The 26,159-nt window shown below is 56.5% G+C and carries 26 protein-coding genes and 2 pseudogenes; 13 read left to right on the top strand and 15 right to left on the bottom strand.

Features of this window, described 5'->3' with window-relative positions:
• Nucleotides 1-2 precede the first annotated feature (2 nt).
• From ACR0DG_RS19295 to ACR0DG_RS19345, 11 genes are all read right to left on the bottom strand, one after another.
• Entirely contained in the window at nucleotides 3-182 is a 180-nt protein-coding gene (locus ACR0DG_RS19295) for a hypothetical protein (protein ID WP_480700020.1), read from the bottom strand.
• On the bottom strand, nucleotides 179-2,620 hold the full coding sequence (locus tag ACR0DG_RS19300) for a VirB4 family type IV secretion/conjugal transfer ATPase (protein ID WP_480700019.1): 2,442 nt from the start codon (nucleotides 2,618-2,620) through the stop codon (nucleotides 179-181). Before ACR0DG_RS19300 ends, ACR0DG_RS19295 begins: the two co-directional genes overlap by 4 nt.
• 1 nt (nucleotide 2,621) lies before the next feature.
• Nucleotides 2,622-2,912, bottom strand: coding sequence for a VirB3 family type IV secretion system protein (locus ACR0DG_RS19305; RefSeq protein WP_170456534.1), 291 nt, complete (start codon nucleotides 2,910-2,912; stop codon nucleotides 2,622-2,624).
• Nucleotides 2,912-3,214: a TrbC/VirB2 family protein gene (locus ACR0DG_RS19310; protein WP_170456536.1), complete on the bottom strand. Its 303-nt coding sequence runs from the start codon at nucleotides 3,212-3,214 to the stop codon at nucleotides 2,912-2,914. The genes ACR0DG_RS19305 and ACR0DG_RS19310 overlap by 1 nt, the downstream gene beginning before the upstream one ends.
• A gap of 28 nt (nucleotides 3,215-3,242) precedes the next feature.
• Nucleotides 3,243-3,890 (bottom strand): lytic transglycosylase domain-containing protein, encoded by a 648-nt coding sequence (locus ACR0DG_RS19315; RefSeq protein WP_480707279.1) that lies wholly within the window; start codon nucleotides 3,888-3,890, stop codon nucleotides 3,243-3,245.
• Nucleotides 3,891-4,115: 225 nt separating this feature from the next.
• Nucleotides 4,116-5,465: a DUF1173 family protein gene (locus tag ACR0DG_RS19320; RefSeq protein ID WP_480700017.1), complete on the bottom strand. Its 1,350-nt coding sequence runs from the start codon at nucleotides 5,463-5,465 to the stop codon at nucleotides 4,116-4,118.
• Entirely contained in the window at nucleotides 5,462-5,887 is a 426-nt protein-coding gene (locus tag ACR0DG_RS19325) for a hypothetical protein (protein ID WP_480700016.1), read from the bottom strand. Before ACR0DG_RS19325 ends, ACR0DG_RS19320 begins: the two co-directional genes overlap by 4 nt.
• A gap of 147 nt (nucleotides 5,888-6,034) precedes the next feature.
• Nucleotides 6,035-6,448, bottom strand: coding sequence for a thermonuclease family protein (locus tag ACR0DG_RS19330; protein WP_480700015.1), 414 nt, complete (start codon nucleotides 6,446-6,448; stop codon nucleotides 6,035-6,037).
• Between the two features lie 117 nt (nucleotides 6,449-6,565).
• Nucleotides 6,566-6,919 (bottom strand): hypothetical protein, encoded by a 354-nt coding sequence (locus ACR0DG_RS19335; RefSeq protein WP_170717111.1) that lies wholly within the window; start codon nucleotides 6,917-6,919, stop codon nucleotides 6,566-6,568.
• A 959-nt stretch (nucleotides 6,920-7,878) separates the two neighbouring features.
• Nucleotides 7,879-8,886, bottom strand: a complete 1,008-nt coding sequence (locus tag ACR0DG_RS19340) for an alpha/beta hydrolase (protein WP_480700014.1) — start codon at nucleotides 8,884-8,886, stop codon at nucleotides 7,879-7,881.
• A complete protein-coding gene (locus tag ACR0DG_RS19345) occupies nucleotides 8,879-10,513 on the bottom strand; it encodes an RcgA family putative transporter (RefSeq protein ID WP_480700013.1) in 1,635 nt (544 codons plus the stop codon). Before ACR0DG_RS19345 ends, ACR0DG_RS19340 begins: the two co-directional genes overlap by 8 nt.
• A gap of 1,114 nt (nucleotides 10,514-11,627) precedes the next feature.
• Here ACR0DG_RS19345 and ACR0DG_RS19350 point away from each other — a divergent pair.
• Nucleotides 11,628-11,843: pseudogene (locus ACR0DG_RS19350) on the top strand (DUF983 domain-containing protein); the annotation flags it as partial.
• A gap of 97 nt (nucleotides 11,844-11,940) precedes the next feature.
• Here the strand turns inward: ACR0DG_RS19350 and ACR0DG_RS19355 are convergent.
• Together ACR0DG_RS19355 and ACR0DG_RS19360 are read right to left on the bottom strand one after the other, a co-directional pair.
• Nucleotides 11,941-12,762 carry a methylenetetrahydrofolate reductase gene (locus tag ACR0DG_RS19355; RefSeq protein WP_480700012.1) on the bottom strand — a complete coding sequence of 274 codons (822 nt, stop codon included), beginning with the start codon at nucleotides 12,760-12,762 and terminating at the stop codon, nucleotides 11,941-11,943.
• A gap of 42 nt (nucleotides 12,763-12,804) precedes the next feature.
• Nucleotides 12,805-14,205: an aminotransferase-like domain-containing protein gene (locus tag ACR0DG_RS19360; RefSeq protein WP_480700011.1), complete on the bottom strand. Its 1,401-nt coding sequence runs from the start codon at nucleotides 14,203-14,205 to the stop codon at nucleotides 12,805-12,807.
• A gap of 160 nt (nucleotides 14,206-14,365) precedes the next feature.
• Between ACR0DG_RS19360 and ccoG the strand changes: the two are divergent.
• Nucleotides 14,366-15,771 (top strand): annotated as a pseudogene (ccoG, locus tag ACR0DG_RS19365) (cytochrome c oxidase accessory protein CcoG).
• 45 nt (nucleotides 15,772-15,816) lie between these two features.
• Here ccoG and ACR0DG_RS19370 read toward each other — a convergent pair.
• A complete protein-coding gene (locus ACR0DG_RS19370) occupies nucleotides 15,817-16,413 on the bottom strand; it encodes a histidine phosphatase family protein (protein ID WP_480700010.1) in 597 nt (198 codons plus the stop codon).
• A 50-nt stretch (nucleotides 16,414-16,463) separates the two neighbouring features.
• Nucleotides 16,464-17,354 carry a LysR family transcriptional regulator gene (locus tag ACR0DG_RS19375; RefSeq protein WP_480700009.1) on the bottom strand — a complete coding sequence of 297 codons (891 nt, stop codon included), beginning with the start codon at nucleotides 17,352-17,354 and terminating at the stop codon, nucleotides 16,464-16,466.
• A gap of 116 nt (nucleotides 17,355-17,470) precedes the next feature.
• On the opposite strand from ACR0DG_RS19375, the gene ACR0DG_RS19380 reads away from it, so the two are divergent.
• The 11 genes from ACR0DG_RS19380 (at nucleotide 17,471) to ACR0DG_RS19430 (ending at nucleotide 26,131) form a co-directional block, all read left to right on the top strand.
• The gene (locus ACR0DG_RS19380; RefSeq protein WP_480700008.1) at nucleotides 17,471-18,883 is read left to right on the top strand and encodes a form I ribulose bisphosphate carboxylase large subunit; all 1,413 of its coding nucleotides are present in this window, start codon (nucleotides 17,471-17,473) and stop codon (nucleotides 18,881-18,883) included.
• A gap of 39 nt (nucleotides 18,884-18,922) precedes the next feature.
• The gene (locus ACR0DG_RS19385) at nucleotides 18,923-19,255 is read left to right on the top strand and encodes a RuBisCO small subunit-like domain-containing protein (protein WP_480700007.1); all 333 of its coding nucleotides are present in this window, start codon (nucleotides 18,923-18,925) and stop codon (nucleotides 19,253-19,255) included.
• A 41-nt stretch (nucleotides 19,256-19,296) separates the two neighbouring features.
• Nucleotides 19,297-21,243 (top strand): alpha-carboxysome scaffolding protein CsoS2, encoded by a 1,947-nt coding sequence (locus tag ACR0DG_RS19390; protein WP_480700006.1) that lies wholly within the window; start codon nucleotides 19,297-19,299, stop codon nucleotides 21,241-21,243.
• Nucleotides 21,240-22,754, top strand: coding sequence for a carboxysome shell carbonic anhydrase (locus ACR0DG_RS19395; protein WP_480700005.1), 1,515 nt, complete (start codon nucleotides 21,240-21,242; stop codon nucleotides 22,752-22,754). Before ACR0DG_RS19390 ends, ACR0DG_RS19395 begins: the two co-directional genes overlap by 4 nt.
• Nucleotides 22,751-23,017 carry an alpha-carboxysome shell vertex protein CsoS4 gene (gene csoS4 / locus ACR0DG_RS19400; protein ID WP_480700004.1) on the top strand — a complete coding sequence of 89 codons (267 nt, stop codon included), beginning with the start codon at nucleotides 22,751-22,753 and terminating at the stop codon, nucleotides 23,015-23,017. Before ACR0DG_RS19395 ends, csoS4 begins: the two co-directional genes overlap by 4 nt.
• On the top strand, nucleotides 23,014-23,292 hold the full coding sequence (locus tag ACR0DG_RS19405) for a carboxysome peptide B (protein ID WP_480700003.1): 279 nt from the start codon (nucleotides 23,014-23,016) through the stop codon (nucleotides 23,290-23,292). The genes csoS4 and ACR0DG_RS19405 overlap by 4 nt, the downstream gene beginning before the upstream one ends.
• A 33-nt stretch (nucleotides 23,293-23,325) precedes the next feature.
• The gene (gene csoS1 / locus ACR0DG_RS19410) at nucleotides 23,326-23,625 is read left to right on the top strand and encodes an alpha-carboxysome major shell protein CsoS1 (RefSeq protein WP_180888108.1); all 300 of its coding nucleotides are present in this window, start codon (nucleotides 23,326-23,328) and stop codon (nucleotides 23,623-23,625) included.
• Nucleotides 23,626-23,716: 91 nt separating this feature from the next.
• Nucleotides 23,717-24,016: a 4a-hydroxytetrahydrobiopterin dehydratase gene (locus ACR0DG_RS19415; protein WP_480700002.1), complete on the top strand. Its 300-nt coding sequence runs from the start codon at nucleotides 23,717-23,719 to the stop codon at nucleotides 24,014-24,016.
• Nucleotides 24,013-24,165 (top strand): hypothetical protein, encoded by a 153-nt coding sequence (locus ACR0DG_RS19420; protein ID WP_480700001.1) that lies wholly within the window; start codon nucleotides 24,013-24,015, stop codon nucleotides 24,163-24,165. Before ACR0DG_RS19415 ends, ACR0DG_RS19420 begins: the two co-directional genes overlap by 4 nt.
• Nucleotides 24,165-25,127: an NUDIX domain-containing protein gene (locus ACR0DG_RS19425; RefSeq protein WP_480700000.1), complete on the top strand. Its 963-nt coding sequence runs from the start codon at nucleotides 24,165-24,167 to the stop codon at nucleotides 25,125-25,127. The genes ACR0DG_RS19420 and ACR0DG_RS19425 overlap by 1 nt, the downstream gene beginning before the upstream one ends.
• Entirely contained in the window at nucleotides 25,121-26,131 is a 1,011-nt protein-coding gene (locus tag ACR0DG_RS19430) for a sodium-dependent bicarbonate transport family permease (RefSeq protein WP_480699999.1), read from the top strand. Before ACR0DG_RS19425 ends, ACR0DG_RS19430 begins: the two co-directional genes overlap by 7 nt.
• Nucleotides 26,132-26,159 lie beyond the last annotated feature (28 nt).

The raw sequence follows: 26,159 nt of genomic DNA on the forward strand, positions 1-26,159 counted from the left end.
GGTCAGATTTTGCCGATGCTGAGCGGCGGGGTGGTGGCAAGGCCGGTCTGAGGAACCGGCTCTGCGTCGGCGATGTTGCAATTGGCCTTCAGCTCGCGGGGCGGATCGAGAGCATCACCGGTAATGGTGCAGGCTCCGAGAAGCGGCAGGCCAAAGGCAACGAAAACGAGTTTGCGGATCATACGGAGGTCTCCTGTGGGGCTTTGGGGGTCATAAAGGCGGCGAGCCAGCCATCCTCGCCATGCTCGGCGCGCAGTTGGTCCATCTCGGCAACGCTGTCGCCTGTCGCTGACAACACCCGGTAGAATTGCTCGGGCAGCTCAAGCCGCGTTGAAACAACGGCTGACCCGTCTCCGTCATTGATCAGCACCAGACGGGATTTGGGTGGCATGGATGAAACAGCGCTGAACTCGGCCTCAGTGAGCCGGAATGCATCAACATAGGTTTTGCGATCCGCCTTGGGGTTGGCAAAGAAGATGCGGGTTTCAGTCGATTGGATCAGCGTGTCCGAGATTGAGGATTTGGCCGCGTCCGACGTTTCCTGCGTCATAAACACCAGAATGCCATCCAGCTTACGGATGGTTTTTATCCAGTCTTGGATACGGGGACCAAAGCGTGGATCGTCAAACAACGCCCAGGCTTCATCCACCATGATGATCAGTGGCTTGCCTTCGGCCAGTTTGCGCTCGATCCGGTAAAACAGGTAATCCAGCAGGGGCAGTCGGATATCAGACGCCTTGAGCAGTGCCGTCATGTCAAATGCGGTCACGGCCTGATCGAGGCTGAAACTGTCCTCTGCGTTATCAAACAGCCAGGCGCGACTGCCGGACCCATACCATTTGCTCAACGCATCGAGCAGCTGCACCGGCGCGTCCGCATCATCGACAGACCGCAACGTTTCGGCAAAATCCGAGAATGTGCGCAGCGCGGGATCACCCGATGCAAGGCGGTGCAGGCCAGTGGCAATCCGACGTTCCTGTTCCGGGGTGAGTTTTTTTGCGCCTGTCAGGCGTTGAATGAAACCCTCTAGCCATTCGATCCCGACCTCATCGGTCGCAACAGCAAACGGATTGAAGCCGAGGTTCATACCGGAATTAAGCTGAAGATATGTGCCGCCAATGGCGCGGATGAACGTCTCAGACCCACGGTCTTTGTCAAAGGCAATCAGGTGAGGGTGTTGGGGCAGGCGGTAGCAGCTGGACATAAGGAAGTTCGCCAGCAGGGTTTTGCCTTCACCGGTCGCCCCAAAGATGGCCGTGGTTCCTGGTCCTTTGGACTTGTCAGAGCCTTCCCGGTGAAAGGAGAACCAATAGGGCGTACCGCCCAGCGTCCGGAATGCAGCCACAGGCCCGCCCCAACGCAGTTTTTTTCGCGATCCCGTTGGCCAGGAATGCAGGTTGGCGAAATCGGCAAAGTTCTTGTCAGACACAAAGCGCTTTTTGCTTCGGGTCTGATAGGCGAAGTTGGCGGGCAGCTGCGCCCACCAGGCCGCCTCTAAGCCTATGTCTTCGCGCCGGGTGCGCAGGTCCGCGCCAGTCAGACAGGAATTCACCCGCGTGGCCGCGTCTTCCAACTCCTCGCGGGTGTTCCCCAACACAGCAACCGTGACGTGGTGACGCCCAATGGACATGGCGCGCGAGGCCACCGCGTCGCGGGCCTCTTTCAAGTCTTTCTGCAGGGTTTCCGCTTCATCGCCCGCATCTTTCATGCCCCGTTCGGCATCGCGGATCTTGGTGCCGCCTGACACACGGTCCATCGGCGCATAGCATTGGGTCGCAATGAATTCGCAGCGTTCCCCCAGAAGCTCATCGAACATGTAGTGTTTTGACCGTTCCGGATAGGCGTTGACCGCAAAGACGGCCGCAAACCGATCCTTGTCTCCGCCCGGTGAAAGGCTGTGAACATGGTCTTTGCGGAAAGTGATGCGCCCGTTTGGCACAGCATCGGCCAGATGGGTCCAAACGGACGGGGCCTTTTGCCAAATCCCGCTTTGTAGCATTGAGAGGAAAGACAAGGTGCGGCTGCGATCCGCTTCAGAACCGGTCAGCCTGCGCGCGCCGAAAACCGACAGGTCACGCATGGCCTGTTCGGCGGCCACATGCAGGGCTTTGCGGTTCTTTTCGCGGGCAGCACTTGTGGCCGGATCTGTTGTCGCAGAGCGCAGAGACCGCAACCCGGCATCTAGCAACCGCTTGCCACTGGTGTAAGGGCGTCGAACGATCGTCAGGAAGTGGCGCAGCTCATAGGTTTCGTCCTGATCCAGCTGGGCGCGATAGTGGCGGTCCAGGTCTTCGGAAAAGCCGGGGCCGTTTACGGGGGGCAGCGTGTCGGACAGCTTCACTTTGGTGCGAATGATATGGCTATAGAAAGCCGTCCGATTGTCTTCAAAGCTGGAGGCTAGCCGGGCGAGCGTATTATTGGCAGCCTTGATCGCTGCCCGATCAGCGGTTTCGTGGATGAACCCGGTGAGCTCCAATACCGCCAACAGATCCCCGTTGCGTGTCGTGAACGTCCCGTCCGGCAGGAAACGCACGAACGGTATATGCGTGGTGGCGGGGACCTCTCGCGCGGCGCGGCGCGCTGACGGCATGGCCTTTTGAATCTCCGGGTGCATATTCATATCAGTCTCCGGCGTAAGAATTGCCGCCCCAGTAGGGCTTGTTCGGGGTGAACAGTTTGCAGTCAGCCATGGTGGCGACATGATCCGGTAGGTACGGATCGACGCTCACGACCCAGCGGGCAGCGGCATAAGACGGGGCAACGGCCAGCAATCCCCAGAAGCCCAAAAAGCCCTGTGTCATGATGAACGTCATCAGGGGAATGCTGAGCGCCACGATGTGAAACGTCATCGGCATCCCGGCCCTCTCAGAAGGCCGGGTAATCGCCTGGAATATACGGTTATCGTCGCCCATCAGGTCGCAAATCCCTGAATGGCTTCGGCAATGCCAAACGCACCGTAGAAGATGCCCAGCACGACGAGGATCACAAAGAAATGGCCCCATGTGACCGGCACGCGGGGGCTGGCGGCCGAGATCCCAGCCAGCGCAATGGCGGCACCGCCGAGCAGAATACCATTGGCGCCCGTCACAAAGGTGCGGATCTGGGTCAGGATAGACACCGGGGCGTCAAACAGCGATTGCGCCATGGCCGGGCTGCTGAGTGCCATGAACGCCAGCAATGTCAGCACGGCGACGTTTTGAGGGTTCCGGTTCATTTATAGTAGTCTCCTTGGACTGGGGTGTTCAGGCGTCGGGCGGAAGCCCGGCCCCTTCAAGAACGGTTGCGACGTAGTGAGTGGTTTCCGAGTAAGGCGGGACGCCCTCATAGCGTTCGACGGCACTGGGTCCGGCGTTGTATGCAGCCAGGGCCAGCCGCCATGTGCCGAACTTCAGAAACATGGCCTTGAGATACCGCGCGCCGCCATCGAGGTTCTGCACCGGGTCATGCGGATCGACACCCAGGGCGGCGGCTGTTGGCGGCATCAGTTGGGCTAAGCCGAGCGCACCTTTTGGGCTGACCGCGTTGGTATTCCATCGGCTTTCCTGGTTCACGAGAGCATGAAACAGCGGCACCGGAACACCGTGGCGTTTGGCGGCGCGTTCCGCCTCCGCTGCCCATTCGCCCTTAGCGCGCGGCGTTGCGTTCCTTGAGACAACCTGTTCAGAATTGCTGCCATTCACATATCTGAGGCATACCATTGCACCTGCCCGGAATGACGGTTCCAGGCAGGCGCGGGCGGGGGCGGTCACACACAGCAAGCGCCCTCCACTCAAAATCGGGCCATCGCGACCCGTGCAGATTGCGGCCTCATCATTTTGCGCGTGGGAAAATGATGGGACTGCCGCAACCAAAGGGAGGCTAATTAGCAACGGTTTGAACACGTTATTCATGTTGACCGACTGTTCTTTTGTGACATTGGCGAGGTTGAAGTAGGGGGAGTTTGCTGGTCGAACCCCATCCCAAATTCAGTTTGATCGGCATCCCTCTCCGTCGCGATATCGTCCTGTTGGCGGGGAGGGAATCTATCCCCGGCCGCACAATTTGCGGCCTCGTCATTCTGGGCGAATGCGGGGGCTGCAACTGTTGTCAGAAGAACAAGAGGTACGAGTGCGGCTTTAGCCATGGTCGCTTGCTCCTTTGGGAGGAATGGGGCTATCCCACATCGTGTCGCGTTCATCGCCCGATGCGCGGCGCTCGTTTACCGGTGATGGCCTCACACCCTGACCGGTAGCGCCTCCCTCAGATGTGGGTGAATGATGGCTGGAGGGGGACGCGCCACGATCCGGGAACGGGCGCATCGCCCCGTCATCGAACCAGCACCAGCTCGCATACCGGCCTTCTTCAGAGGCGTTGGTGAGGAGCGCCAGCGCCTTGGCATCGTCGGGATTGTCGGCAACGAACACGGCGACAGGATCGGGCGTGTCCAGCAGCACGGCGGAGGCGATTGGCACGTCGAACGGCAGGTTGAACCGCATCTGTTTCTGAAAGGCACGGGACTGTTCGGTCAGCGCATCCAGCACTTCCAGTTCGCGCAGGCTTTCGAACGGTATCCAGTTATCCGTCACCAGCATCATGCCAATCTCATGCAGAACCGGATAACCCGCTTTTGCGATGGAAAAGCTGGCGATTACGATGGCATGGCCGGAGCCCATTGCTTCGATGAGGCGCAACTGGTCGCCAAACACCTTGTTGAACTTCTCGGCCAAATCCGCATCCGCGAAGAACGCGCAGTCGGGCGCATGTTTGAAGGTGAAGCGGGCGCCATGGGCAGTGGACTCCATGCCCTTGTATTCCGCAATCACAAGACCAAACGGGGTTGCGTCGCGCCCGGCTGGACGCAGATTTGTAAAGACCCGGTTCCGACGGGCAGCGATCTGGGACTTGTCTTCGAGTTTGAAAAACTCGGGGACATAGAGGATGCGGGCCAGATCCTGACCCTTGACGATCTTAGCCGTCGCGGCCCGGCGCAGTGCGTTATAGATCACGCCCCAGAACCGTTTTCCTTCCATCCTGGGATACCACTTGCCCAGATCTGTCTCATGCCAGAGGAAATGCAGGACAGACGTGATGGTCAGCTTGCGCGGTGCAACCTTGGCCTCGGTTGGTTTTGCGTCTGTCTGTTCTGGTGCGGTCCGGCTTTTGCTGTTCTTGCGCAGTGGAAAGCCCAGCTTGAGCGTGGTCGTGCCGTCGTCAGGATCTTCGGTGATGGCCGACGCCTGGATTTGCGCCAGCCCGGACAATTCTTCAGATGGCAGGAAGGACGGGCAATCAATCGCATGATCCGACCCGGTGCCCGGCATCCGTTTGACGATGAGCTTGCCAGCGGTCGCCGCGATATACATCTCTGGGGAAGGCGAACGGCACCCGCATTGAACGCGTGTGCCGGCACTGTGCGCGACCGTCAGAGCGTGTTGACCTGCATCGCTGTCGACTACCAATGGAGTGCCGTTCAGAAACAGGGTCATTCTGCGGCCCCCAGGCTGCTCTGAGGCGTGTTGACAAATCCGTGATCGGGACAGGTTTTAGTTAGGTTTGAATAGGTTGGGTTGAGTAGCTTGTAGTGCGTAGCATCTGATGGATTGAAGATTGCGGAAATGTGGTTGGTGCGGCTGATACCGGACTTGGCCACATTCTCTCTTCGGTGCAGCACCACATGCATCGAAGAGAGGTCATCTCGGAGGTTGCTGTGCGACGTCGAGATACCGTTGCCTGGGAACAAGTCAGTACATTTACCATAAAACGGATTACACGGTGCGCGGCCGCGGCGCTTGCTGGTGTCTAAAACCGGCCAGAGCCGAGGTCTCTCGGTCGAAGTCATTTTGATTGACTCCGCCGCTGTGCTGTCCTTTTTAGGAACAGCATCGAGGTTTGCTGTTTTCTTCATCATTACGGTTTTCTCTTGATGCTCGAGAATTGCCCCGGATGGCTTTGGGGCTTCTCTGGCCCTGTCAGTTGTTGGCGCAACCGACAGGGCCGTTAACTGCTCGATCTAGTTTTCTTCCTCCTGCAGTATTCTTGTTTCCAGTCTTTTATTTTACGGGCACCAGGACAGGCGTTTGCCGCCCCAATATTCGCGTGCGAGACCCTCAGAAATCAGAGTGACCCCAACATCGCGCCCGTCCACACGGCCAACCGCTAAGAAGCGGCCATGCCTGTCGACGTCGTCTTCGATTTCAAGTTCGACGTACCCGGCCGTTTGGATGAGTTCCGTGAGCCGTTTCGTGGCTTTCAAACCCAACGCTTTTTCGGCGTCACATTGGGGTCGGTAAGTTTCGGGGGTATCGAAACCAACAAGCCGGTAGCTGTCACCGCCATGGTCAATCGTATCGCCGTCAATGACGGTCGCGTCAGCGGCGGGCACCCTCAACGTCGATTTCCGATGCCCGATCAGATCTGCGAGCAACGCCGCACAGAGTAGTATAGCCGTGAGAGAAAGAAGCTTTTTCACCTGGCTTGCCCTCCTACTGGATTAGCAAAGCCAATCCCGTGAAAGACTCGGTCCAAAACACCGATAAGTGAAAACTGCTTACTACGCCTTTCGGACCGTCCCGAAAGCGGCGCGACCTTAGTCCTCGTCTTCTTCCTTGTCGAAATCCAGGTTGATCTGCCCCCGCACGCCGTCTGTCGTGATGGTAAGATCGTTGTGGAGAGTAATGTCGCTGCCCTGTCTGAAGCGGCTGTGAAAATTGAAGAGGCCCGGAAACAGTGACAGCCTTCGAGGAACAACCCCTTGGGACGTCGCCCTCTCCGAGATGAGGACGTTGTCCTTACCGTCGTAGCGGTAGATGCAAATGTATTGCGGACGTCCATTTTGCCCCAGCTCGACAAGGTCATACCGAAACTCATAGTCCTTACCAGATGCATCAAGGTCACGTGCTTCACCTTGGGTGATCAATGGAAAGTTCTTTCTGTGCGGCATGGTCGTCCCCCTATAGGACGACTTCTTGCATTCTTTCGAATTCTCCGAAAGTTCTGATTTGGTAATTTCAATACTGCAAAATTTTAAATTTGCAAAACAGAAAATATAATGATCTAACTTTTTTGCAGAAATCAGCGCAAACGATCCGCGAAATACGTTGCTCGAAAGGACTACACTATGTTTCGACTGAAGCTACTGGGATGCACATCAGCTATCGCTCTTGGATTCACCGCTCCGGCTTACGCCTACCCAATCGACTGTGCGATCTTCTTATGCCTTGCTGGAGGGTGGCCGAGTTCACCAGATTGCAATGCCGCTCGGTCCGAGTTCATCCGGCGTATCACCCCCCTGCCGGTTGAACCGCCACTTCAACTCTGGCGATGCCCAATGGGCTCAACCTTTGGTTCTGTCGACATGCCACCTATGCAGCGTCTCGATGCCATCAAATCACTAAGTGCAAATCCGCTTCCTGAAATTCCCGGCGAGTATGGCAAGACCCCGCAAGTTGTAGATGTCACTTACACTCGGGACTCTTGGCCAATGCTCGATGTCTCCGATGCCTTGAAAAGGGCGCCGCTTGCAACCTGGGAAACACCGTTGGCAGTTATCGGCGCTGGGACCCCTACCTTTCCTGAGCCTATTCTGGCAAACGTGAATCTATCAGCTCCCGATTTCGATGTAGTCCGATCCATACGGGTGTGGCACGTCCGTCACTACAGCTATCGGCGTTGGTCGCGGGGCGAGCAATGTCATACATCTCTAAACATGGTGGTAGGCACATATGACGAAAACGCGAGTTTCAGTTGGTCTGATCGCGCGCCTGGCCCGCGTCCTGCGTGGCTACCTCTGCGGCGACAATGTCCGAGCTACTACCGCGGTGTTGGTGTAGAATGGTCGGACATTTCTGGCCGCTACGACTATGTGCTCGTGCCATACTAGCGAACACACACAGTAGCTACCTAAGCGCCGCCAGAACATGGCTGGCCTACTAAATCAGCGCTTCGGCATGACTTTGTTGTTGAGCCGAAAAGCTCGCATATTTGAGCCAGTACTCTTACGCGCACACTTGGCACCTCATACAAGACGTCGTGTCTCGCGTTTCGTATCAGCTCCCATTTCCCATTGGGCCAACGTGCCATTCTGTCCTTGATTGCGGGGATTGCGACGATTTCGTCCTCAGCGCCGCAAAACGTGAGACACGGGATGTCGGGAGACTTCAGCTTAGAAAGTGCTCGAGTTTCTTTGAGGGCCTGAAACAACCAGGACATACTGGGCCCGCCGATCTGCTGGTCAGGCAGGGTTTCCGAAACGTTCCGATAGTACTGGTACATATCAGGGTCATGTGTCAGTCGGTTGTCGTCGAAATCCGTTGTCAGTACATAGCTCTCGCCACGGGTACCGGGAGCATAGGTGGCGCCTTTTCCAAGAGCTTGAAACGCGCCTGATAGAGGCCATGCTCCGAGCCGTTGCAATGTCGGCAAGTTAATGTCCCACAGGGGGGCCGTGAACGCGCATGCTGAAACTGGAAGACCTTCGATTATCGCACGCAGACCGACACACGCGCCCAGAGAGTGCCCAATGAGGAACCACGGCTGCGGAAGATTGAGAGACTTAGCCGCCTCTACTGACGCCGCGACGTCCTTCTGGTAGTCAGAGAACCTGACGACATGGCCCATCATCGGATCTTCAGTGAGCCTGTCGGATAGTCCCTGACCCCGCCAATCAACGGCGAAGGCAGTGTAGCCAGCGCGGTTGAGATATTCGACAGTACGTCCATATTTTTCGGTGTTTTCCGTTCTCCCCTGAAACAGGAAGACAGTGCCCTTGGAGGATTTTTCGGTTGGCCAATGAGCCACCCTGAGACGAATACTGTCATCTGCATGCACCCAATAGGCGCGCACGTCGGGTGGGCCTTCTGCAACATCGGGATGAATGGGGGCTATATCCAGAGCGATCGTCTTAAGCATCTAGTTCTCTCGTTTTTGTTGTGTTCACCCGACCTAAGGAGGGGCGTGTAAGGGTAAATGCAGCCAAGACCAGGACCGCAATCATCAGGATTGTGAAGCCGGGAAACACACCAATGAGCATGTAAGTCACAGTCAACAGAAGAAGGACCCCGTACATCGCCATCAAAGACAGTCTTTCCGCGTTCTCGCTTTTCAACAGGCCCAGGCTGGTAACTGCTGTACGTATTCTGGTGATGCAGATCACACACACTGCGAAAATCACAAGAAGACAGAAGAAGCTGTAGTAGAAACCCGGTACATTCTGGTGAAAGCTGTACCCGTTCAAATGCGAGCCGCTAAGCCGAAAAGGAGCCAGTAGATCGGCTGCCAGCCAACCAACGATGTCCCTGCTGTCCGAGAGCAGGAAGCTGGCCTGAAGCTTCATCAAGATGGTGATCATCAGACCCAATGAACAGCACCGGAAAACCCCAACCATCAACTCGTCTCCGATCTTTGCAAGATGTCGGCGCTGATCTTTAGTCCCGTCGAGGTCGAGGCCTGCGTAAAAATCGACGAAATCATCGGTGAGCGCATAAAGTACGATCAAGCCAGCAAAGAACAGATAGGACCCAAAAGCATTCAACAGAAAGACGAGCCCGGAGAACACAATGGCGTTCGGAACTGAAACCAAATCAGGTTGGAAGATCGCAACTCTTCCCCAGTCCACCGGCCAATTCCCTGGCTCCCCAGTCAGCAACGGGATCAGATGTGTTTCCACCCAGTTAAAAGCCGAGGCAATCAAAACGGTCACAACAAATACCGCCCAAAACACGTAGGACATCGCTGCAACCCTGCTCGCCCAACTTGTTGGTGATGTTGTGGAACTCAACTTTCTAACCAAGTCAGAGCGCCGTTCTTCTTTCCAAAGCCGCAACAATTTGATCAGCACTGCAAAGTACATTGGCAGAAGTACAAGGAAAACGACTGTCCAATTTGGAGCCCACAAAAAACCAACTTGCTTAGTGGGGGCGGTTGGGGATGAAAAAACAACGCTGTGAATGTTCAATGAAAAGGACATAAGCCCCAGTGCAGTAGCTGCAGCGAATACAACGGCCGGCAAGCCTAATGGCGAATGGGTGCTGAATATTGCCTCCGTTCGTCCGGCCAGCCCTTGGATTTTCCTTGGCACCGCCCTCTTGTCGCGTTTCGTTGTGCTCTCTGGAGGATTTTGGCCTCCGTCTTCGGTAGTGCCTGCAGACTGCTTCACGTTGCGCTTTTGAATGCTTCGCCTTTCTCGCCGCTTTGTTGCCAAACGCCGGTTGGCAGCATTGAGCTCCGCTCTCCACGCGGTGATGGCGTCAGGATTGTCACAGCCAAAGACGCGCGCCAACCAATGAATGTTGTCGGCGCTAATCCCTTTGTCATTGTCCTGAAACCAATGCTGAACGGTCCGAAGGTCTACGCCGGTTTTATTAGATTCGAATTGCGTGATGGTGCTGGCAAGAAGCTCTGGGGTCCAGGAGCCGACTGGTAATCCGGTCTGGTCAGTCGGTAGACCAGCACCGACTGACATCAAGTACTTAAAGAGTTCTTTGATGTCGCTGCCGTTGTTCGGCGGAGGAACAAAATATTTACCGCGCTTGGTCAATGGCTTCCACGCTTTCGTTTCGTTCCATTTCGTCCTGTGTCGTTTCGTTTCGTGCGATTGTCAACGAGCCGCGATACTCAGCTATAAGTTGAGCAGAATCTCGCTTCGTTCTCTGGGGCGGGTCGCAATAATCGGACAGTCGAAAGTCCCCTACCCTTCGCTTGACGCTGGGTTTTGAAGAATGGACCTGCTGGATACCAAGGAACGAAAATGCAGACACAGCATTCAAACGAGCGCGCTAAAAGAGCCGAACCGATCATTGAGGTGCAGGATGCCCATACAGGCAAAACAGTGGTGCTTGTCTATGCGTGGAACAACGGACAGGTAAGCGTCGCATCTAACAGTGGGTTGAAGGTGGTAGAGCTTTCTCCCACGGCACGCCTTCGTTTATGAGAACATGATCCCGAGGTTAGTTCGAGTGCTTCGATACCAAAAAGTTTAACATAGTTGACCCTAAAGATTGTAATTCCTGAGGCCGAATGTATTCACAAAGAAAGTCCGTATTTTTTTCTAAAAACACATTGTTGCATTGAGTACGTTGTATTGGAAGCCGTTACCCTTATCTGGGTTTGAAATAATATCGTAAGAATTTCAAGTGGCGAGACGCTGAAATGTCGGTGCCACAGATCACTGATCAACGGCGCGCGCTCCTTTGACGATGGCCCATCTCAGGGAGGGTTGCGACGAACTGTTCTATCGTCATGTGCCCGATACCGTATTCAGCGCAGACCTCGTAGCTAGGCCTAGACTACTTGACCGATGATGGGGTGGGAAATGGAGATTTTCAATCCAGGAAAAGTCTTGGGTTTTTAACTTGCAGCCCGCCTTACACATCACTTGTTTTGAGACAATCTAACTATCTCCACACGGCCGTCGGTTCGATCCAGTTTCAAGCTGATTAAGCTCTTTAATGATGCCATTATGTATGGCATACAAACTTGCGACAATTGTACGACCGTATGGATGCAAAATGGAAGAAGAAAGAGATACGCGATCCGCTCTGCGTAGAGGGTTCAAGCTCAGGTGCCCAAATTGCGGCAAGGGACAGGTGCTTCACAAGTATCTGAAAGTGAACGATATATGCTCGGTATGCGGACTGGACCTAACGCACGCGCGGGCCGATGATGGTCCAGCCTATATTACGATCTTGTTTGTTGGTCACCTTGCCGGTTTCGCATTGCATATCATTTGGTCGGTTTGGGAGCCTGCACCTATCGTTTTGGCGTTGGTAACTTCTGCCGGCGCAGTCGCGTTATCTCTCTTTCTGCTGCCACGGTTCAAGGGGGCTATGATCGGGCTGCAATGGGCAAAACGTATGCATGGGTTTTGAAAGTCGCGCGCCATGCATCATTGGGCGCGGCAATGGTCCCGCCCAGTGTCGCATTCAAACCAGCATTACCTGCTTTCTCAAAAACTTACGACTGGTGTCACGCGTGTTGGAGAGCAGGTCTATAATTTGCAAGCCATTCACCTGCCGCTTGTGCGCCGCCAAAGGGGTACAGGTGGAGTGAAACATTTTCAATGTCACGCTGCAGCAAGCCTGTCTCGACCGCCTCAAGAAGGCCCCTGCAATCAACAACACTATTCGTTTTCGTGGATATGCCTTCCAGTCGCCGAATCGAAACTCCGAAAGCCCGGGAGAATCTCAGCAAACGGTCCTGTTTGGTTGGCCCTGCTATTCCAAGTCTAACGAGCTGATCAATCCCTGCGGCACGCAAGGCGCTGACCCACCTGACAATGATGTCCGGATTAAAAGCCACTTGTGTCGTGATGCTGGCCTCGCATCCGCGTGCCTCAAGCAATTTAACCTTTTCGAGAAGGCACGGTAAATCTGGACGATAGCCGGTTGCACAATTGCCTTCGGGAAAGCCGGGTAGCGTAATATGATTTATCCGGTAGGTTTCAATCCATTCGGTCGAAAGCAGATCAAACGCCTGGGCGAAAGGGCCAGCGGCAGTTGAGGGGTCACCTCCGACCACCATGAAATGCCTTTGCGCACCAGCGTAGTGCAGCTTTTCGGTCAGACCGAACAGGTGCTTTTTTGACTGCACCCGACGCGCTGCGATAATCGGGACGGGGTGCAAACCTGCCGCATCCAATCGGCGCACGGTCCGCAGTCTGTCTTGATCTTCCTCTTGATTCAGCCAGGCCACATTGACCGGGGTCCTTGGGGGGAAAAGATGTGCAGAAGCGGCCAGCTCTGTCACGGTTTTGCTTGTCGCCTCAAGCGAAGCGGAAAGTATGTCCATCTTTGGTATTCCCGCCGGAAAAATTGGTAAGTGCTTGGATTCTCAAACAACCATCCAGTCGTGCTGATCAGACTGCTCCAGGGTTTCGGCTAGTTTGCGCAAGGCGACACCCAAATTTGACACAGTATCCACAGAGCCCAGAGCAAGACGAACAGCATTCGGCGCCCGACCAAATGTAAATGCCGCGCCCGGCACAATCCCCAGCCCAAAGCCGCGCAGCTTCAAGGCAAACTCTGTGGCGGAACACCCATCAGGCAGCGGCAACCAAGCGTGAAATGCGTCCTTTGGCATAAAGATATCCGGCAGCCATTGGCGCAATACGTCCTGTCGTTTTTTGGTCTCGAGGCGGATTGCGGCCGTAATCTTGTCGGCCAGACCTGAATTAATCCAGTTGGTCGCCAACCGCGCCGAGATCGGTGACACAATGTTACCATTTGCCCGCATCGCTCGCCTGACAGCGCCATTCGATGCAGTCGGCGGTGGAACCATGAAGCATACCCGAAGCGACGGTGCCAGGCATTTTGACAGGGATGACACATACCACGTCCGCTCTGAAGCGATGGTGTAAAGCGGGTCCGGTGCGGTCCTTGCGAGCACTCCGTACGCGTCATCTTCAATGATCTGAAGATCGTGTTTGCGCGCAACATCGGCAATACGTGCACGTCGCGGACCGGGCATGGTGATTGTTGTCGGATTGTGCAGGGTCGGCGTGGTGTAAATGGCACGGGGCTTTGCGGTTTGACAGATCCTGTCCAACGCGTCGGGATCCAGCCCTTCAACATCCATGGGAACTGGCACAACATTCAGATTCAAGTGGCGCGCTAGCGTCAGAAGGCCGGGATAGGTTAGCTCTTCGCAGCATATCGTGTCGCCCGGCTCAAGTATGAGCGACAAAACTGTCCAGGTCGCGCCTTGTACGCCGTTGCAAACGATGATGTCATCGAGGTGGGGAAGCTTAAGCTGACGCTGAAGCCAGGATTGTGCGGCTTGTTGGTCCTCGTGGCTGCCGCCGGGCATCTGATAGCGCATCAGGAATTCGACCCCATATTCCGAGCGGAGCGCATCAAAACCCTGCCACATCTGGCGCACAAGTCCGGCATCATCCAGCCGGGGCGGCACGTTCATGCTCATGTCAGCTGCCTGATCTTTCGCATTGTCCCGGGCGGCTGGGCTGACAGGGCCAGAGTCTTTGACATAGGTGCCCTGCCCGACTCGGCCTTCGACCAGACCATCCTTACTCGCCGCCGAATAAGCGCGGCTTACGGTAGTGAAATCAATGCCCAGTACGCCAGCCAGGGCGCGCTGGGCTGGCAACCGCTGGCCGGGTCGCAAAACGCCTGCGCGAATATCGCGCGCGATGGCTTCGGCAATCGCAAGATACATGGGACCTTCACTGTCATTTACGGTCGGCACCCATGCGACATTTGGCGCATTGTCATTCATTGCTTCACTCCTTGCCTGTATTTATATGTACTTTGTATGCTTATTGCAATGCATCAATCGCGTTGGCGCCGTACTCGTGATCTTGTTACAGCCCCCTTTCAAGACCAAATCCAGCGGCACTCAGCTCAGGTATAACCCAAGAAAGATCGGGAAACATCTGATGTCCTCACCTTCTTTATACGCTCCGCGTGAACCCATATTTCCTCGTCGGGTGTCCGGCTATTATCGCCGTATGAAATGGGTGATCCTGACACTCGCGCTGGGGACATATTATATCACGCCGTGGCTTAGATGGGATCGTGGTCCGAACCTGTCCGATCAGGCGGTTCTGATCGATATTGCCAATCGACGGATTTTCTTTTTCTGGATCGAAATCTGGCCGCACGAGTTCTATTTCGTGGCCGGCCTCTTGATCATGGCCGGTCTGGGTCTTTTCCTGTTCACATCGGCTCTGGGCGCGTATGGTGTGGGTATGCTTGCCCTCAGACCTTATGGACCGACCTGTTCATACTGGTCGAGCGTTGGATCGAGGGTGATCGCAATGCGCGCCTCAGGCTGCATCGCAGCACATGGACCCTGCAAAAATGGCGCCTGAGCCTAAGCAAATGGACGGTCTGGTTGCTCATCAGTGTTGCCACCGGTGGCGCATGGGTTTTCTATTTTGCCGACGCGCCAACATTGCTGTCCGATCTGGTAGGGTTTTCGGCGCATCCGGTAGCCTATAGCACGATCGGATTTATGACCCTGACGACTTTCATTTTCGGCGGCTTCATGCGGGAACAGATTTGCGTTTATTTCTGCCCCTGGCCGCGCATTCAGGCCGCAATGATGGACGAACACACCCTGACCGTTGGCTATCGTGACTGGCGAGGAGAGCCGCGCGGCAAAGCTCGTACTTCGGGTGAAGGAGATTGCATTGACTGCAAAGCCTGCGTGAATGTCTGCCCGATGGGGATCGATATCAGGAACGGCTCGCAACTGGAATGTATCACCTGCGCCCTGTGCATCGACGCCTGTGACGATGTGATGACGCGAATTGGCAAGCCGCGCGGGTTGATCGATTACCTGGCCCTATCCGATGAGCCTCTGGAAAAAGCGGGGGCAGCTCCGCAGTCAACATGGTCGCACGTCCTAAAACCCAGGAATTTCCTGTATACAGGTCTGTGGTCCTCGATTGGTATTGCGATGCTGGCCGCCGTGTTTGTGCGCAGCGATATTGAAATGACGGTCAGCCCGAATCGTAACCCACTATATGTAACACAATCCGACGGTGCCATCCGCAACATCTATGAGGTTCGCCTGCGCAACAAGAGTGGAGAGGACAAGTTGTTCAAGATCGATCTGGACTCGGATCAATTGCTTGCAATCGAGGTTGAAGGCGCAACACAGGGATCAAGCATCATTGTGCCTGCGGATACAACCAGCCTTAGGCGCGTCTATGTCACGGCCACCCCGCAGGGTGCGGCGGCTTCCACCGCCCGGACCGAGTTCCAGTTCATGGTGCAGGATATTGAAGCGAATGAATGGATCACGCATGACGCTGTGTTCTTTGGCAATGACACATAGAACAGCGCCCGGCCCGCAGCGTATCAGCAGCGGGTCGGGCATAATTTAGTTGTCCGACAATGAATCACTAAAATCAGGATCACGCAGAATACGCTCTTTGCCGTCTTCCAGGTGAAATACACACCCCTGCTCCCGAGAAAGACCGACCATTCCGGCTCGATCCAACCCAGTGCACAGGCCACGCATCACGCTCGCTGTCGCACCATGCGTGATGACAATCGCCGGCCGGGTTAGATGCGACAAGAAATCCAATACACGCGCTGAGATCATTTCAAAGCTTTCTCCATCCGGGCTGCCAAAGCTCAGCTCATCATCGCTGACAGGTTGGTTAGCACGTTGTCGAATTTCTTCTCTAGTTTGTCCTTCCCAAAGTCCGAAACTGATTTCTTGCAGCCGATTGTCAAAAACGAAGCGTCGGTTGGGCCCCAGAACAATCTGCGCCGTGTGTACCGCGCGACCCAGAGGACTGACAAAAATGTCGCGGGGCTTTTTGTCGATACAATCCAGTAGCTTTTTTTGAATCCGAGCCTGCTCGATCCCTTTCGGGGTCAGCTGAGAATCCTTGCGCCCCTGCAACCTTCCTTCGCGGTTCCAGATAGTCTCACCGTGGCGCAGCACGAACAGTTCCGGATGATTTATCATTCTGCGTCCAAGATCTGAGGTTTGCGTTCTTTCTGATACTCTAGGGCGTGCTAATCCGAAAGCAGCTGCGTACGGAATTCCTGTGCCGCCGGCGGCAAGCGGCGAAAACTGCGATAGACAACATACCAGGTGCGTTTCAACGACAGTTTGCGGCAATCCAACAGGGACAGTCGTTGAGTTTCGGTCTCTAACTCGGTTGTCTGGCGTGAAATAACGGCCAGTCCCAACTGCGCTTGAACCGCTTGTTTGACAGCTTCATTTGACGACAAGACACAAGAGGTTTGACATTCCAACCCATGTTCCCGAAATGCGCGCTCCATAGCTGCTCGGGTGCCTGACCCAGGTTCGCGCACAACAAAGGGAAACTGCGCCAGCTCAGCAGGTTCCAAATCTGTTCGCTCGGCCAGCGGATGATCGGGCGGCGCTATTACGACCAGAGGATTGTCCTTGAAAGGGCGTGCGATCAGTTCGGAATCGTCAGGGGGTTGCCCGGTAATGGCCAGATCAGATTCGTTTGAGGCCAGCATCCCGAGAATATTGTCCCGATTAGCCACCCGAAAATCAATTTCGACGCCGGGATGGTTTTTTCTGAAGCGGGCCAGATAGTCGGGGATAAAATAATTCGCCGTCGAAACAACGGCAATTCGCAGTACACCCTTTTGCACCCCTTTGAAATGACGCAGATTTTCCCGCAGATCGTCCAGCACGCGGTTGATCCGCCTTGCCTGATGCAGAACCTCCTGACCGGCTTCGGTGATTTTGACGCCGCGCCCGGCCCGCTCCAGTAATGCCAGATCGACCTGCGCTTCCAGTTTTTGCATTTGCAGCGATATCGCGGGCTGCGTGACGTTCAGTGCTTCAGCGGCAAGCGTCAATGAGCCGTAACACTCAATCGCTTCGAACATTTCAAGTTGGCGCAGGTCTATTCGCATTTCATACATTAGCGTTAGTTATGTTTTTCTGACAATAACTAATTTGTAGAAATGTATTTTCCTCTCATATCCTGCCAGTGACCAAGGCAACTGTCGTTGCAAAGACTTGATTCAGGAGGCGCAGTGTGGCTGAGAAAATGTACCAAGCCGGTGTGAAAGATTACGCCAAAACCTATTGGACACCAGACTATGTTCCGTTGGACTCGGACCTGCTGGCGGTGTTCAAAGTTGTAGCTCAAGAAGGTGTTCCTGCCGAAGAGGCTGCCGCCGCCGTTGCCGCAGAAAGCTCGACTGGGACCTGGACAACCGTCTGGACCGATTTGTTGACCGACCTTGATTACTACAAAGGCCGCGCGTATCGGATCGAGGCTGTCCCGGGCGACCCAACCGCCTTTTATGCGTTTATTGCCTACCCGATCGACCTGTTCGAAGAAGGATCGGTAGTGAATGTGCTGACCTCGCTGGTCGGGAACGTCTTTGGTTTCAAGGCCGTCCGCAGCCTGCGTTTGGAAGATATCCGGTTCCCGCTGGCCTATGTCAAAACCTGTGGCGGCCCGCCTAACGGCATTCAGGTTGAGCGTGACCGATTGAACAAATATGGCCGTGCTCTGCTGGGGTGCACCATCAAGCCCAAATTGGGCTTGTCAGCAAAAAACTATGGCCGTGCGGTCTATGAATGCCTGCGCGGCGGGCTGGACTTCACCAAGGATGACGAGAACATCAACTCGCAGCCTTTCATGCGCTGGCAGCACCGGTTCGAATTCGTGATGGAAGCTGTGCAGAAGGCCGAGGCCGAAACGGGTGAGCGTAAAGGCCACTATCTGAACGTGACCGCCGCAACACCCGAAGAGATGTACAAGCGTGCCGAGTTCGCCAAAGAACTGGGCGCCCCGATCATCATGCATGACTTCTTCACCGCCGGGTTCACCGCCAATACCGGTCTGGCCAATTGGTGTCGCGAAAACGGGATGCTATTGCATATTCACCGGGCCATGCACGCGGTGGTCGACCGCAACCCGATGCACGGCATTCACTTCCGCGTCCTGACCAAGTGCCTGCGTCTGTCGGGCGGCGATCATATGCATTCGGGCACCGTTGTCGGCAAGCTGGAAGGCGACCGAGAGGCAACGCTGGGCTGGGTCGACCAGATGCGCGAGCCGTTCATCCCCGAAAACCGCAAGCGCGGCCTGTTCTTTGATCAGGACTGGGGCGCGATGCCGGGTGTGATGCCGGTGGCCTCAGGCGGAATCCACGTGTGGCACATGCCTTCGCTGGTGCAGATTTTCGGCGATGACGCTTGTCTGCAATTCGGCGGCGGCACGTTGGGCCATCCTTGGGGCAACGCAGCAGGTGCACATGCGAACCGCGTGGCGCTGGAAGCCTGTACCGAGGCCCGCAATCAGGGCCGTCAGGTCGAGCGCGAAGGGCGCGAGATTCTGACCGAGGCCGCACGCCATAGCCCCGAACTCGCGATCGCCATGGAAACCTGGAAAGAGATCAAGTTCGACTTTGACGTTGTCGACAAGCTGGATGTCTGATCCCGCGCAACGCCCCAATTCTGACCTACGGAGACAGCGATGACCGACGCATCCGCATACCCGACGACACAACCACGAACCGAGACGTTCTCGTACCTGCCGCCCATGACGCCCGAGCGGATTGCCCAGCAGGTGGCCTATATGATCGCACGCGGCTGGAACCCGGCGATTGAATATACCGAGCCGGAAAAGTCTTTTTCGAACTTCTGGTACCTGTGGAAACTGCCGCTTTTCGGCACGCAATCCGTCGAGCATGTTCTGACTGAGCTCGAGGCTTGCCGCCGCGCCAATCCCGGAATGCATGTGCGCCTGATCGCTTATGACAATTACGCCCAGTCGCAAGGCATGGCGTTTGTCGTCTACCGCGCGTGAAGCGTACCCAACCCCAACCCTGAACCGCACTGAGGACAGATATGACCACCGATGCGACACAAACCGGATTGTCTGGGCGCGAAGCCTCGATGGCGCGGCGCAAAGCCTTGTCACATGGCAAAACCGCGTTGCCGGCAGCGACCGAACGTGTGCGCTCGGGCTTTCGTCAAGGTGCGATGCCACATGACATCAGTTCCGGGGGCAAAGATAGTGTCGTCCCATTGGCACCTCAGCCCCCTGCCCCCGTAGCAGAGCCAGTTACCCGTGTTGACGCTGGTCCTGCTACGGGGCGCGAAGCTTCCATGGCACGCCGCAAGGCGCTGTCGCAGGGCAAAAAAGCCTTGCCCGCTGCAACCGAACGTGTGCGGTCGGGTTTCCGGCAAGCCTCGATGCCTCAGGAGATGCTCGAGGAAATGGGCACGCCAGCCACCACACCTGTGGCCGCGCCGGCACCAGAAGTACCTGCCCAGAGCGGGCGTGAGGCGGCCATTCAGCGTCGCAAGATGCGCGCAGCATTTGGTCAGGGCAGTACACCCGTTTTGCCACAGGCTGAGCGGAAAGGGTCGGTCACTCACCCTCCGAAGGTTCCAAGTGTCAATACCGGGGGATCACACACACAAATCACGGGTCTCAGCTACGCGACAGGGCAGGCGATGACCGGCGCAGAAGCCGGACACGACAAGCCGCTGACCGGAACTCAGTATGTAGCCGGAATTGAAGGCGGCTACCGCGGTACACCCAGCAAAGTGGGACACGCCCGGACTGCCAATGGGCAGACCGTCTCGGGGACAATGCTGCGCTCGGCCGTGCAGATCACTGGCGACGAAGAACGCGGAGCCAATGTCGTGACTGGCAATGCCGATCAGACCCTTGGAGACATGATGGAGCATCGCCCGGATAGCTCGTTGCCTGTTGGCGCGCAATTCCCGCGACAATCGCAGCCGCATGGTCGCACCGTGCACGGCACCAATCTGGGTGGCGCAACCCATCGGGTCGGAGCCGCAGAAACAGCTGGTGACCATGTCACAGAGCAAACTCTGGGCGGGCACGCTGTTTCCGGAACAGTGGTTGGTCGATCTGCGCGTGTCACCGGCGATGAATTCGGTGCGGATCGCACTTTGACCGGCTCACAATATGCCACCCCGGCAATCGCTCCGGCAATTGAAGAGGGCCGAGTCGATCCTGCCTCCGGCGGAAAAGTCAGCCTGTCCCAAACCTGGACCGGTCAAACCGTAACCGGACCGCAATTGAACCATGATCCCCGTGTCACCGGAGCCGAACATGGCACCTGTGCCACCATGACCGGCACACCCTATTTCGGCGCAGACAGCGCGCAGGAATGGTGCGATACTGCACAGGCTCAGGCGGATGTACGATCTCATACCGCGCCCCGCGCCGTAACCGGGAATGTACCGCTGAATGACCCGATGGTCTCGGGCACAGGACGAGGGGCGGAAAGAGACATCACCGGGTCTCGGTATTTCGTCGCCAACACTGCCGAAGCCCCTTCAGAGACCGAAGATCGGGTCGCAGGTTCCATTGGCGGGTTTTCCGTCCGCTCTCCGCAGCGTGCAGCCCATCTGGAAACGCGCGCATCGGCAGATCGCGACTCCGCCAGTATCACGGGCACTTTTGCCCAGGGTCAGGGCAAGATCACGGGCAATGTCGAGTTCAGTGCCCCCGCTCGGTCTGCTGCAGGTGGCGTTGCAAGGGCGCATAAAAGCGTAACCGGCGAAGGATCCGTAGGTGGCCCGGCAATCACCGGCTCGGCCTGGCGCGACGACAACCGTGTTACCGGCACCGAAGACAGCTGGGCCACCTTGCGCAATCCGACCGAGCGCGGCGGATCCGCCCACGGGTTTGCAGGTGCGGCACGGTTCGGTGCCAAGGCGGTGCAGCATGATCAGACCAGCCCTGTCACGGGTGCTGTTGGCTGGACACCCAAGTCCGGGGCAGTTGTGACCCTCTCTGGTGGAGCAGCAGGATGATGGCCGCCCGACGCATAAAATCCGGTCCGAACCTGGCCTGGAAAGCGGGATGGATGGCCAAAGGGTACGCCACTCGGACATCCAGCAGGCAACCGACGCGCCCAGTGTCCTCCGGAATCCACCCCTTTTCCGAGCCAGCGATCTCGAGCCTGCTGGACCAACGCGAAACAGCCTTTAATGCGCGGTTTGAACAACTGCACGAGGTTCTGACCGATCTGGCCCCGCATCAGTTCGAGCCCGGGTTCGTCGAAACCGCTGTCTCGGCCTTGGCCGCAATTGAGATAGAAGCTGATCCAAGCTGGTTTGTTGCGGATTGGAACACGCCCCTGCACATGGGGGACATCCATGCGCGCTGTGTGATCCGGCTGTTCGCCCGGATGGCTGAAGCCAATTCCGAGCAAAACCTGTTCGACCGGCTCGATGGAGCCTTGGTTGAAGATCTGATCGCGCGCTGGGGGTTTCACGCAATCGATATCACCCCCTGCGCGGATGGCCGCCTTGCGGGACTGTTGGGGGCGGTGCTGCGTGTTCCGCCATCAATCGTGACTTCACGCCGGTCTTATGCCGGGGCGATGTTTGAAGTCGCGGATGCGGTACGAAACTGGGAAAAAGCTGAACTTCAGCGCCTGTTGTCACGCCAAGAAAATCAGGATCAGACTAGATCGCGATTCCTGAAAATCGGGGTCTATCATTTCTCGAGCAGTGATCCTGACCATTCAGGCTGTGCAGCACACGATAGTGATGAGACCAAGGCAATCGGAGCCTTGCTGGACCGGTTGAATCAGTTTCGGGATGCGATCCATGCGCGATATGACGCGGGCCAGGCCACCTCGCTGCTTTTGGTCGGTGTCGATACAGATACGGACGCGATCCGCATCCATGTTCCCGACCGGACAGGCGCAATCGATGCTGCCCGTTTTGTTAGTGCTACCGATCTTTACTCGGAAACGGCGGGGCTTGCGCGCGATGCTGCCAAGAAGACCGTGCGCGCGCGAATAGCCGATTGCGCAGGGGTGGCAGCGGATGACGTTGAAACACAGGGTATGCGCTGGTTCTGTGGCTATCTTCTAAAGAACAATATGGCTCAGGTTGACGCTGTGCTTCAGCGACATGGCGGGCCGTATCCTGTGAAGGATCACGCTGAGAAACTGGTCGTGATTGGCGATCCACTGGACGACGTTCAGCAACGCAATATCTCGTTTCAGGCGCAAATGAATTCGATCGAAGAAGGTGTCACAGATCTTTCGGTTGGTCTGTCGATCCTTGGTCAGCTCTGCTCGGCCCGACAAGTTTCCGTGCCCGTTCTAATTTTGCGTAGCTTTGATCCACTGATCCCAGGCGACGATGAGGCCGCGATACGTTGTGCCAGAAGGATGGCGCGTGCCGCTCTTGCATTTGCGCCAATCCCGCCAATGGCGGTCGAGGCCGCCATCCGACCGAAGGCCGGCGGGTCCTTGCAATTTGTCAAATTCAAGCCAGGCGACGCCAGCCAGGCGGAGGCGCAGCGATGAAGATATTTCAGGTCGAAGGAACGCTTGTTGCCACGGCGCGGATCAGCAAACTGGAAAACCGCCGGTTACTTGTGGTGCGCGAAAAAAGCGGCAGCCGGTCCGTGGCTGTGGATCCCGTGGGCTGCAAGGAAGGTGACTGGGTGATTGCGGTGGGCAGTTCGGCGGCAAAAGACGCCGCGGGCCACAAGGATTACCCGTCGGACCTGACGATTGTCGGAATCATAGATTATTGGGAGCCGGACGCGAAAGGCGGTGCGACATGAATATCATGCGCGTTGTCCAGGATTTGGTTACGACGAAACGCGTTTTTGGCCTGCACGCCAAAAAACTTCAGGTGCTGCAGGACGAAAACGGCAATGTCGAGGTCGCCGTCGATCCGATCGGCTGCCGCGAAGGTGATTTCGTGATCACCATTGCCTATTCGGCTGCGCGGATTGCTACGGGAAATCCCAAAGTTACCACCGATCTGACGATTGGCGGAATCATTGACGACTGGACCGATGAACACTGGGGCGCGGTACCTCTGCGCGCCGGGTGAGTTGAAGAAACTTAGCCAGAAAAGGAGAACAGGATGGCGAGTGAAAAAACGGGCATTGCCCTTGGAATGATTGAAACACGCGGGCTTGTGCCGGCGATTGAGGCTGCAGACGCAATGACCAAGGCCTCCGAGGTTCGCCTGATCTCGCGGCAGTTTGTCGGCGGAGGATACGTGACCGTGATGGTTCGCGGCGAGACCGGGGCAGTCAATGCGGCCGTTCGTGCGGGCGCCGATGCCTGCGAGCGGGTCGGTGACGGTCTGGCCGCTGCGCATATCATCGCACGTCCCCATGCCGAAGTGGAAGGCGTTCTGCCGACCGCTGCGTCTGTGTAAGCAGCAGCAACGCAGGCTTCTGGCTTCGTTTCTGACTTAGTTGCCGGGTCGTTTCGGCCCGGCACCCAGGCTCGAAAGGAAACTGTTTACGATGGATACTTTTCAAAGCAACACCACCGTACCGCCCGAAATGATCCCGCCTGACAGCTGGATGACGCTTGCCTCGGCGGGGGCCCTTCATCGCCGGTTTGAGTTCGAAAACTATGCGGGCGTCAGCGCCTTTCTCGAACGGCTTGCGGAATTGTCGAAAGAAGTCCGCCTGTACCCTGACCTGAGTTTCTCAAAGACCCATGTCAGCGTCACAATCCCGCCGAACGGTAGCGACGAAGCCGTATCGCAAAACGATTTCGCGCAGCGCTCCAACCATTTGTTCGACCAGAGCGCCCTATGACCCGTCAGCCCCGAAAACCGTCGGCAAAACCTGCTCCGGTAAAGCCCGTGGTCAAAAAACCCGTGGCCAAAAAACCGGCAAGTTCGCTCAAACCATCCAAACTGCATCCCCATCTGGGTGTTCCCGATCTGGACGTTTGGCCGGATTGATGCGTTGGCCGCCTCGGATATCGCGCGAAAACCGGCCTTGTGGCACAGTGCATGTTGCGGCCTGTATTGTACGCGACGGCGATGGGCGCGTTTTGTTGGCTCAGCGGCGCGCCGACCAAATGTCAGGGGGATATTGGGAAATACCCGGCGGAAAAATCGAACCCGGTGAGACAGCCAGGGCCGCCGCCGCGCGTGAGTTGTTCGAAGAAACCGGCCTGACCGGAACGCAGCTGAAGAAGCTTAGTTCCTTTTCTCATCAATTTACGACGGGGCGGGTTGTGCTGAACACCTTCGTCGCGGATCGTTGGTCCGGCACCCCGCAAAGCCGCGAGAGACAAAGGCTGGTCTGGGCTGACCTCACCCGGCCACAGGTTGCGCCGCTTTTGCCGTCAAACCGGAAAATCCTGAACCTGTTAACGCTGCCTGACCGGGTGCTTTGCATTGCCCCTCCGACCAGGGATACCTCTGACTGGGCCAGGAGGTCCGTCGATATCGCCCAAAAGACTGGTGCTGGAGCGTTAATGCTGAGCAGCCCATTGACGATGGCCCAAAACAACACTCTGGCGCGCCGGTTGAATCAACACGCGCTGCGGCACGGGCTTTCGATCTGGCAATCCGGGATGTCCGGAGGTGAGGTCGGAATTCGCATCGTGTCAGACCCTTCTGTGTTGCCAAACACTCCCACCTCGTCCGCAATTTACGGCGTTCTTACCTGCGCTCGGACAGGTTTGTCTGATGACCGGTGCCCGCAGGCAGATATTCTCATCATTCCCTTCAGTGCTGATGCGGCGCAAGGCGCAGAGAGGGTCAAGGCAGTGATACAGACCACCGCCGCACCCGTCTATGCGGTGGTTACCAATGATAGTGACCAGCAGAAGGCGGCATTGGCGGCGGGGGCAAGCGGGCTAATTCTTGATGATGGGCAAAGCCTTGCGAAATACTGGGTTGCCTCGAAATGCTAGGATCAGCGGCGGCAAACCTCATCGACCCTGCAGTTTTGTTCTTCGTTTTGGGGGCAGCTATTGGATTGTTGCGATCCAATCTCGAAATCCCGCCAGCGATTGCAAAATTTCTGACCTTATACCTGTTGATGGCGCTGGGGTTGAAAGGCGGCGCGGCCCTCGCCTCGGGAGGGTTGCCGGCTGAAGGGATTCTGGCCATCATCGCGGCCATAGCGATGGCAGGATTTGTCCCGGCTTATGCTTTCTACTTTCTTTCCCGGCGGATCGACCCCTTCGACAGCGCAGCGGTAGCCGCCACCTATGGCTCGATCAGCGCAGTCACTTTCATAACCACGCAACAATTCCTTAGCATCAAGGGGGTCGAGTTTGGTGGCTATATGACCGTAGCAATGGTGTTGATGGAAACGCCCGCGATCTTGATGGCCGTGGTTTTGGCAACAGCCGTACGCGCGCGTCAGGCAGCACTGGATGTGGCAGTGGACGATTCCGCTGACGATGTGTTTCAGCCACTGTCAGTCCGCGAAGTACTGCAAGAAGCTTTAACCGATGGCGCACAGCTTTTGCTCATCGGCAGCTTGCTCATCGGTTACTTGGCAGGACAGGACGGCAAGGTGGAGATGAGCCCCTTCACGGCCGATATTTTTAAGGGAATGCTGGCATTTTTCCTCTTGGAAATGGGCCTGCTGGTGGGCCGACAGATCAGCGAAGGCAGGGCCAAGATTGACAAAGAACTGTTCTTGTTCGCGTTTGTCTCCCCGCCGCTGAATGCCGCGATTGCCCTGGCAGTGGCCTATCTTATTGGCCTGCAGGTTGGTGATGCGGTGTTGCTGGCCGTTCTGTCTTCATCGGCGTCCTATATTGTCGTTCCCGCGGTGGCGCGGTACGCCATCCCCGAAGCGCGACCGGGTGTCTATTTCACCATGGCCCTGGGCATGACTTTTCCCTTCAATATCCTCGTGGGCATTCCGCTCTATTTCGCAGTTGCTCAGTCCATCTGGACATAAGCATAACCCTTTTGGAAAGGACTGGACC

Source organism: Ruegeria sp. BG8 (assembly GCF_056538325.1).

Excerpts from the sequence above, each read along its gene's own strand:
- ACR0DG_RS19325 (WP_480700016.1), bottom strand. The coding sequence starts at position 5,887 with ATGATGAAGAAAACAGCAAACCTCGATGCTGTTCCTAAAAAGGACAGC.
- ACR0DG_RS19320 (WP_480700017.1), bottom strand. The coding sequence starts at position 5,465 with ATGACCCTGTTTCTGAACGGCACTCCATTGGTAGTCGACAGCGATGCA.
- ACR0DG_RS19375 (WP_480700009.1), bottom strand. The coding sequence starts at position 17,354 with ATGTATGAAATGCGAATAGACCTGCGCCAACTTGAAATGTTCGAAGCG.
- ACR0DG_RS19310 (WP_170456536.1), bottom strand. The coding sequence starts at position 3,214 with ATGAACCGGAACCCTCAAAACGTCGCCGTGCTGACATTGCTGGCGTTC.
- ACR0DG_RS19425 (WP_480700000.1), top strand. The coding sequence starts at position 24,165 with ATGCGTTGGCCGCCTCGGATATCGCGCGAAAACCGGCCTTGTGGCACA.
- ACR0DG_RS19405 (WP_480700003.1), top strand. The coding sequence starts at position 23,014 with ATGAATATCATGCGCGTTGTCCAGGATTTGGTTACGACGAAACGCGTT.
- ACR0DG_RS19360 (WP_480700011.1), bottom strand. The coding sequence starts at position 14,205 with ATGAATGACAATGCGCCAAATGTCGCATGGGTGCCGACCGTAAATGAC.
- ACR0DG_RS19420 (WP_480700001.1), top strand. The coding sequence starts at position 24,013 with ATGACCCGTCAGCCCCGAAAACCGTCGGCAAAACCTGCTCCGGTAAAG.
- ACR0DG_RS19340 (WP_480700014.1), bottom strand. The coding sequence starts at position 8,886 with ATGCTTAAGACGATCGCTCTGGATATAGCCCCCATTCATCCCGATGTT.
- ACR0DG_RS19370 (WP_480700010.1), bottom strand. The coding sequence starts at position 16,413 with ATGATAAATCATCCGGAACTGTTCGTGCTGCGCCACGGTGAGACTATC.
- ACR0DG_RS19315 (WP_480707279.1), bottom strand. The coding sequence starts at position 3,890 with ATGAATAACGTGTTCAAACCGTTGCTAATTAGCCTCCCTTTGGTTGCG.
- ACR0DG_RS19390 (WP_480700006.1), top strand. The coding sequence starts at position 19,297 with ATGACCACCGATGCGACACAAACCGGATTGTCTGGGCGCGAAGCCTCG.
- ACR0DG_RS19385 (WP_480700007.1), top strand. The coding sequence starts at position 18,923 with ATGACCGACGCATCCGCATACCCGACGACACAACCACGAACCGAGACG.
- csoS4 (WP_480700004.1), top strand. The coding sequence starts at position 22,751 with ATGAAGATATTTCAGGTCGAAGGAACGCTTGTTGCCACGGCGCGGATC.
- ACR0DG_RS19335 (WP_170717111.1), bottom strand. The coding sequence starts at position 6,919 with ATGCCGCACAGAAAGAACTTTCCATTGATCACCCAAGGTGAAGCACGT.
- ACR0DG_RS19355 (WP_480700012.1), bottom strand. The coding sequence starts at position 12,762 with ATGGACATACTTTCCGCTTCGCTTGAGGCGACAAGCAAAACCGTGACA.
- ACR0DG_RS19305 (WP_170456534.1), bottom strand. The coding sequence starts at position 2,912 with ATGGGCGACGATAACCGTATATTCCAGGCGATTACCCGGCCTTCTGAG.
- csoS1 (WP_180888108.1), top strand. The coding sequence starts at position 23,326 with ATGGCGAGTGAAAAAACGGGCATTGCCCTTGGAATGATTGAAACACGC.
- ACR0DG_RS19295 (WP_480700020.1), bottom strand. The coding sequence starts at position 182 with ATGATCCGCAAACTCGTTTTCGTTGCCTTTGGCCTGCCGCTTCTCGGA.
- ACR0DG_RS19415 (WP_480700002.1), top strand. The coding sequence starts at position 23,717 with ATGGATACTTTTCAAAGCAACACCACCGTACCGCCCGAAATGATCCCG.
- ACR0DG_RS19395 (WP_480700005.1), top strand. The coding sequence starts at position 21,240 with ATGATGGCCGCCCGACGCATAAAATCCGGTCCGAACCTGGCCTGGAAA.
- ACR0DG_RS19300 (WP_480700019.1), bottom strand. The coding sequence starts at position 2,620 with ATGAATATGCACCCGGAGATTCAAAAGGCCATGCCGTCAGCGCGCCGC.
- ACR0DG_RS19430 (WP_480699999.1), top strand. The coding sequence starts at position 25,121 with ATGCTAGGATCAGCGGCGGCAAACCTCATCGACCCTGCAGTTTTGTTC.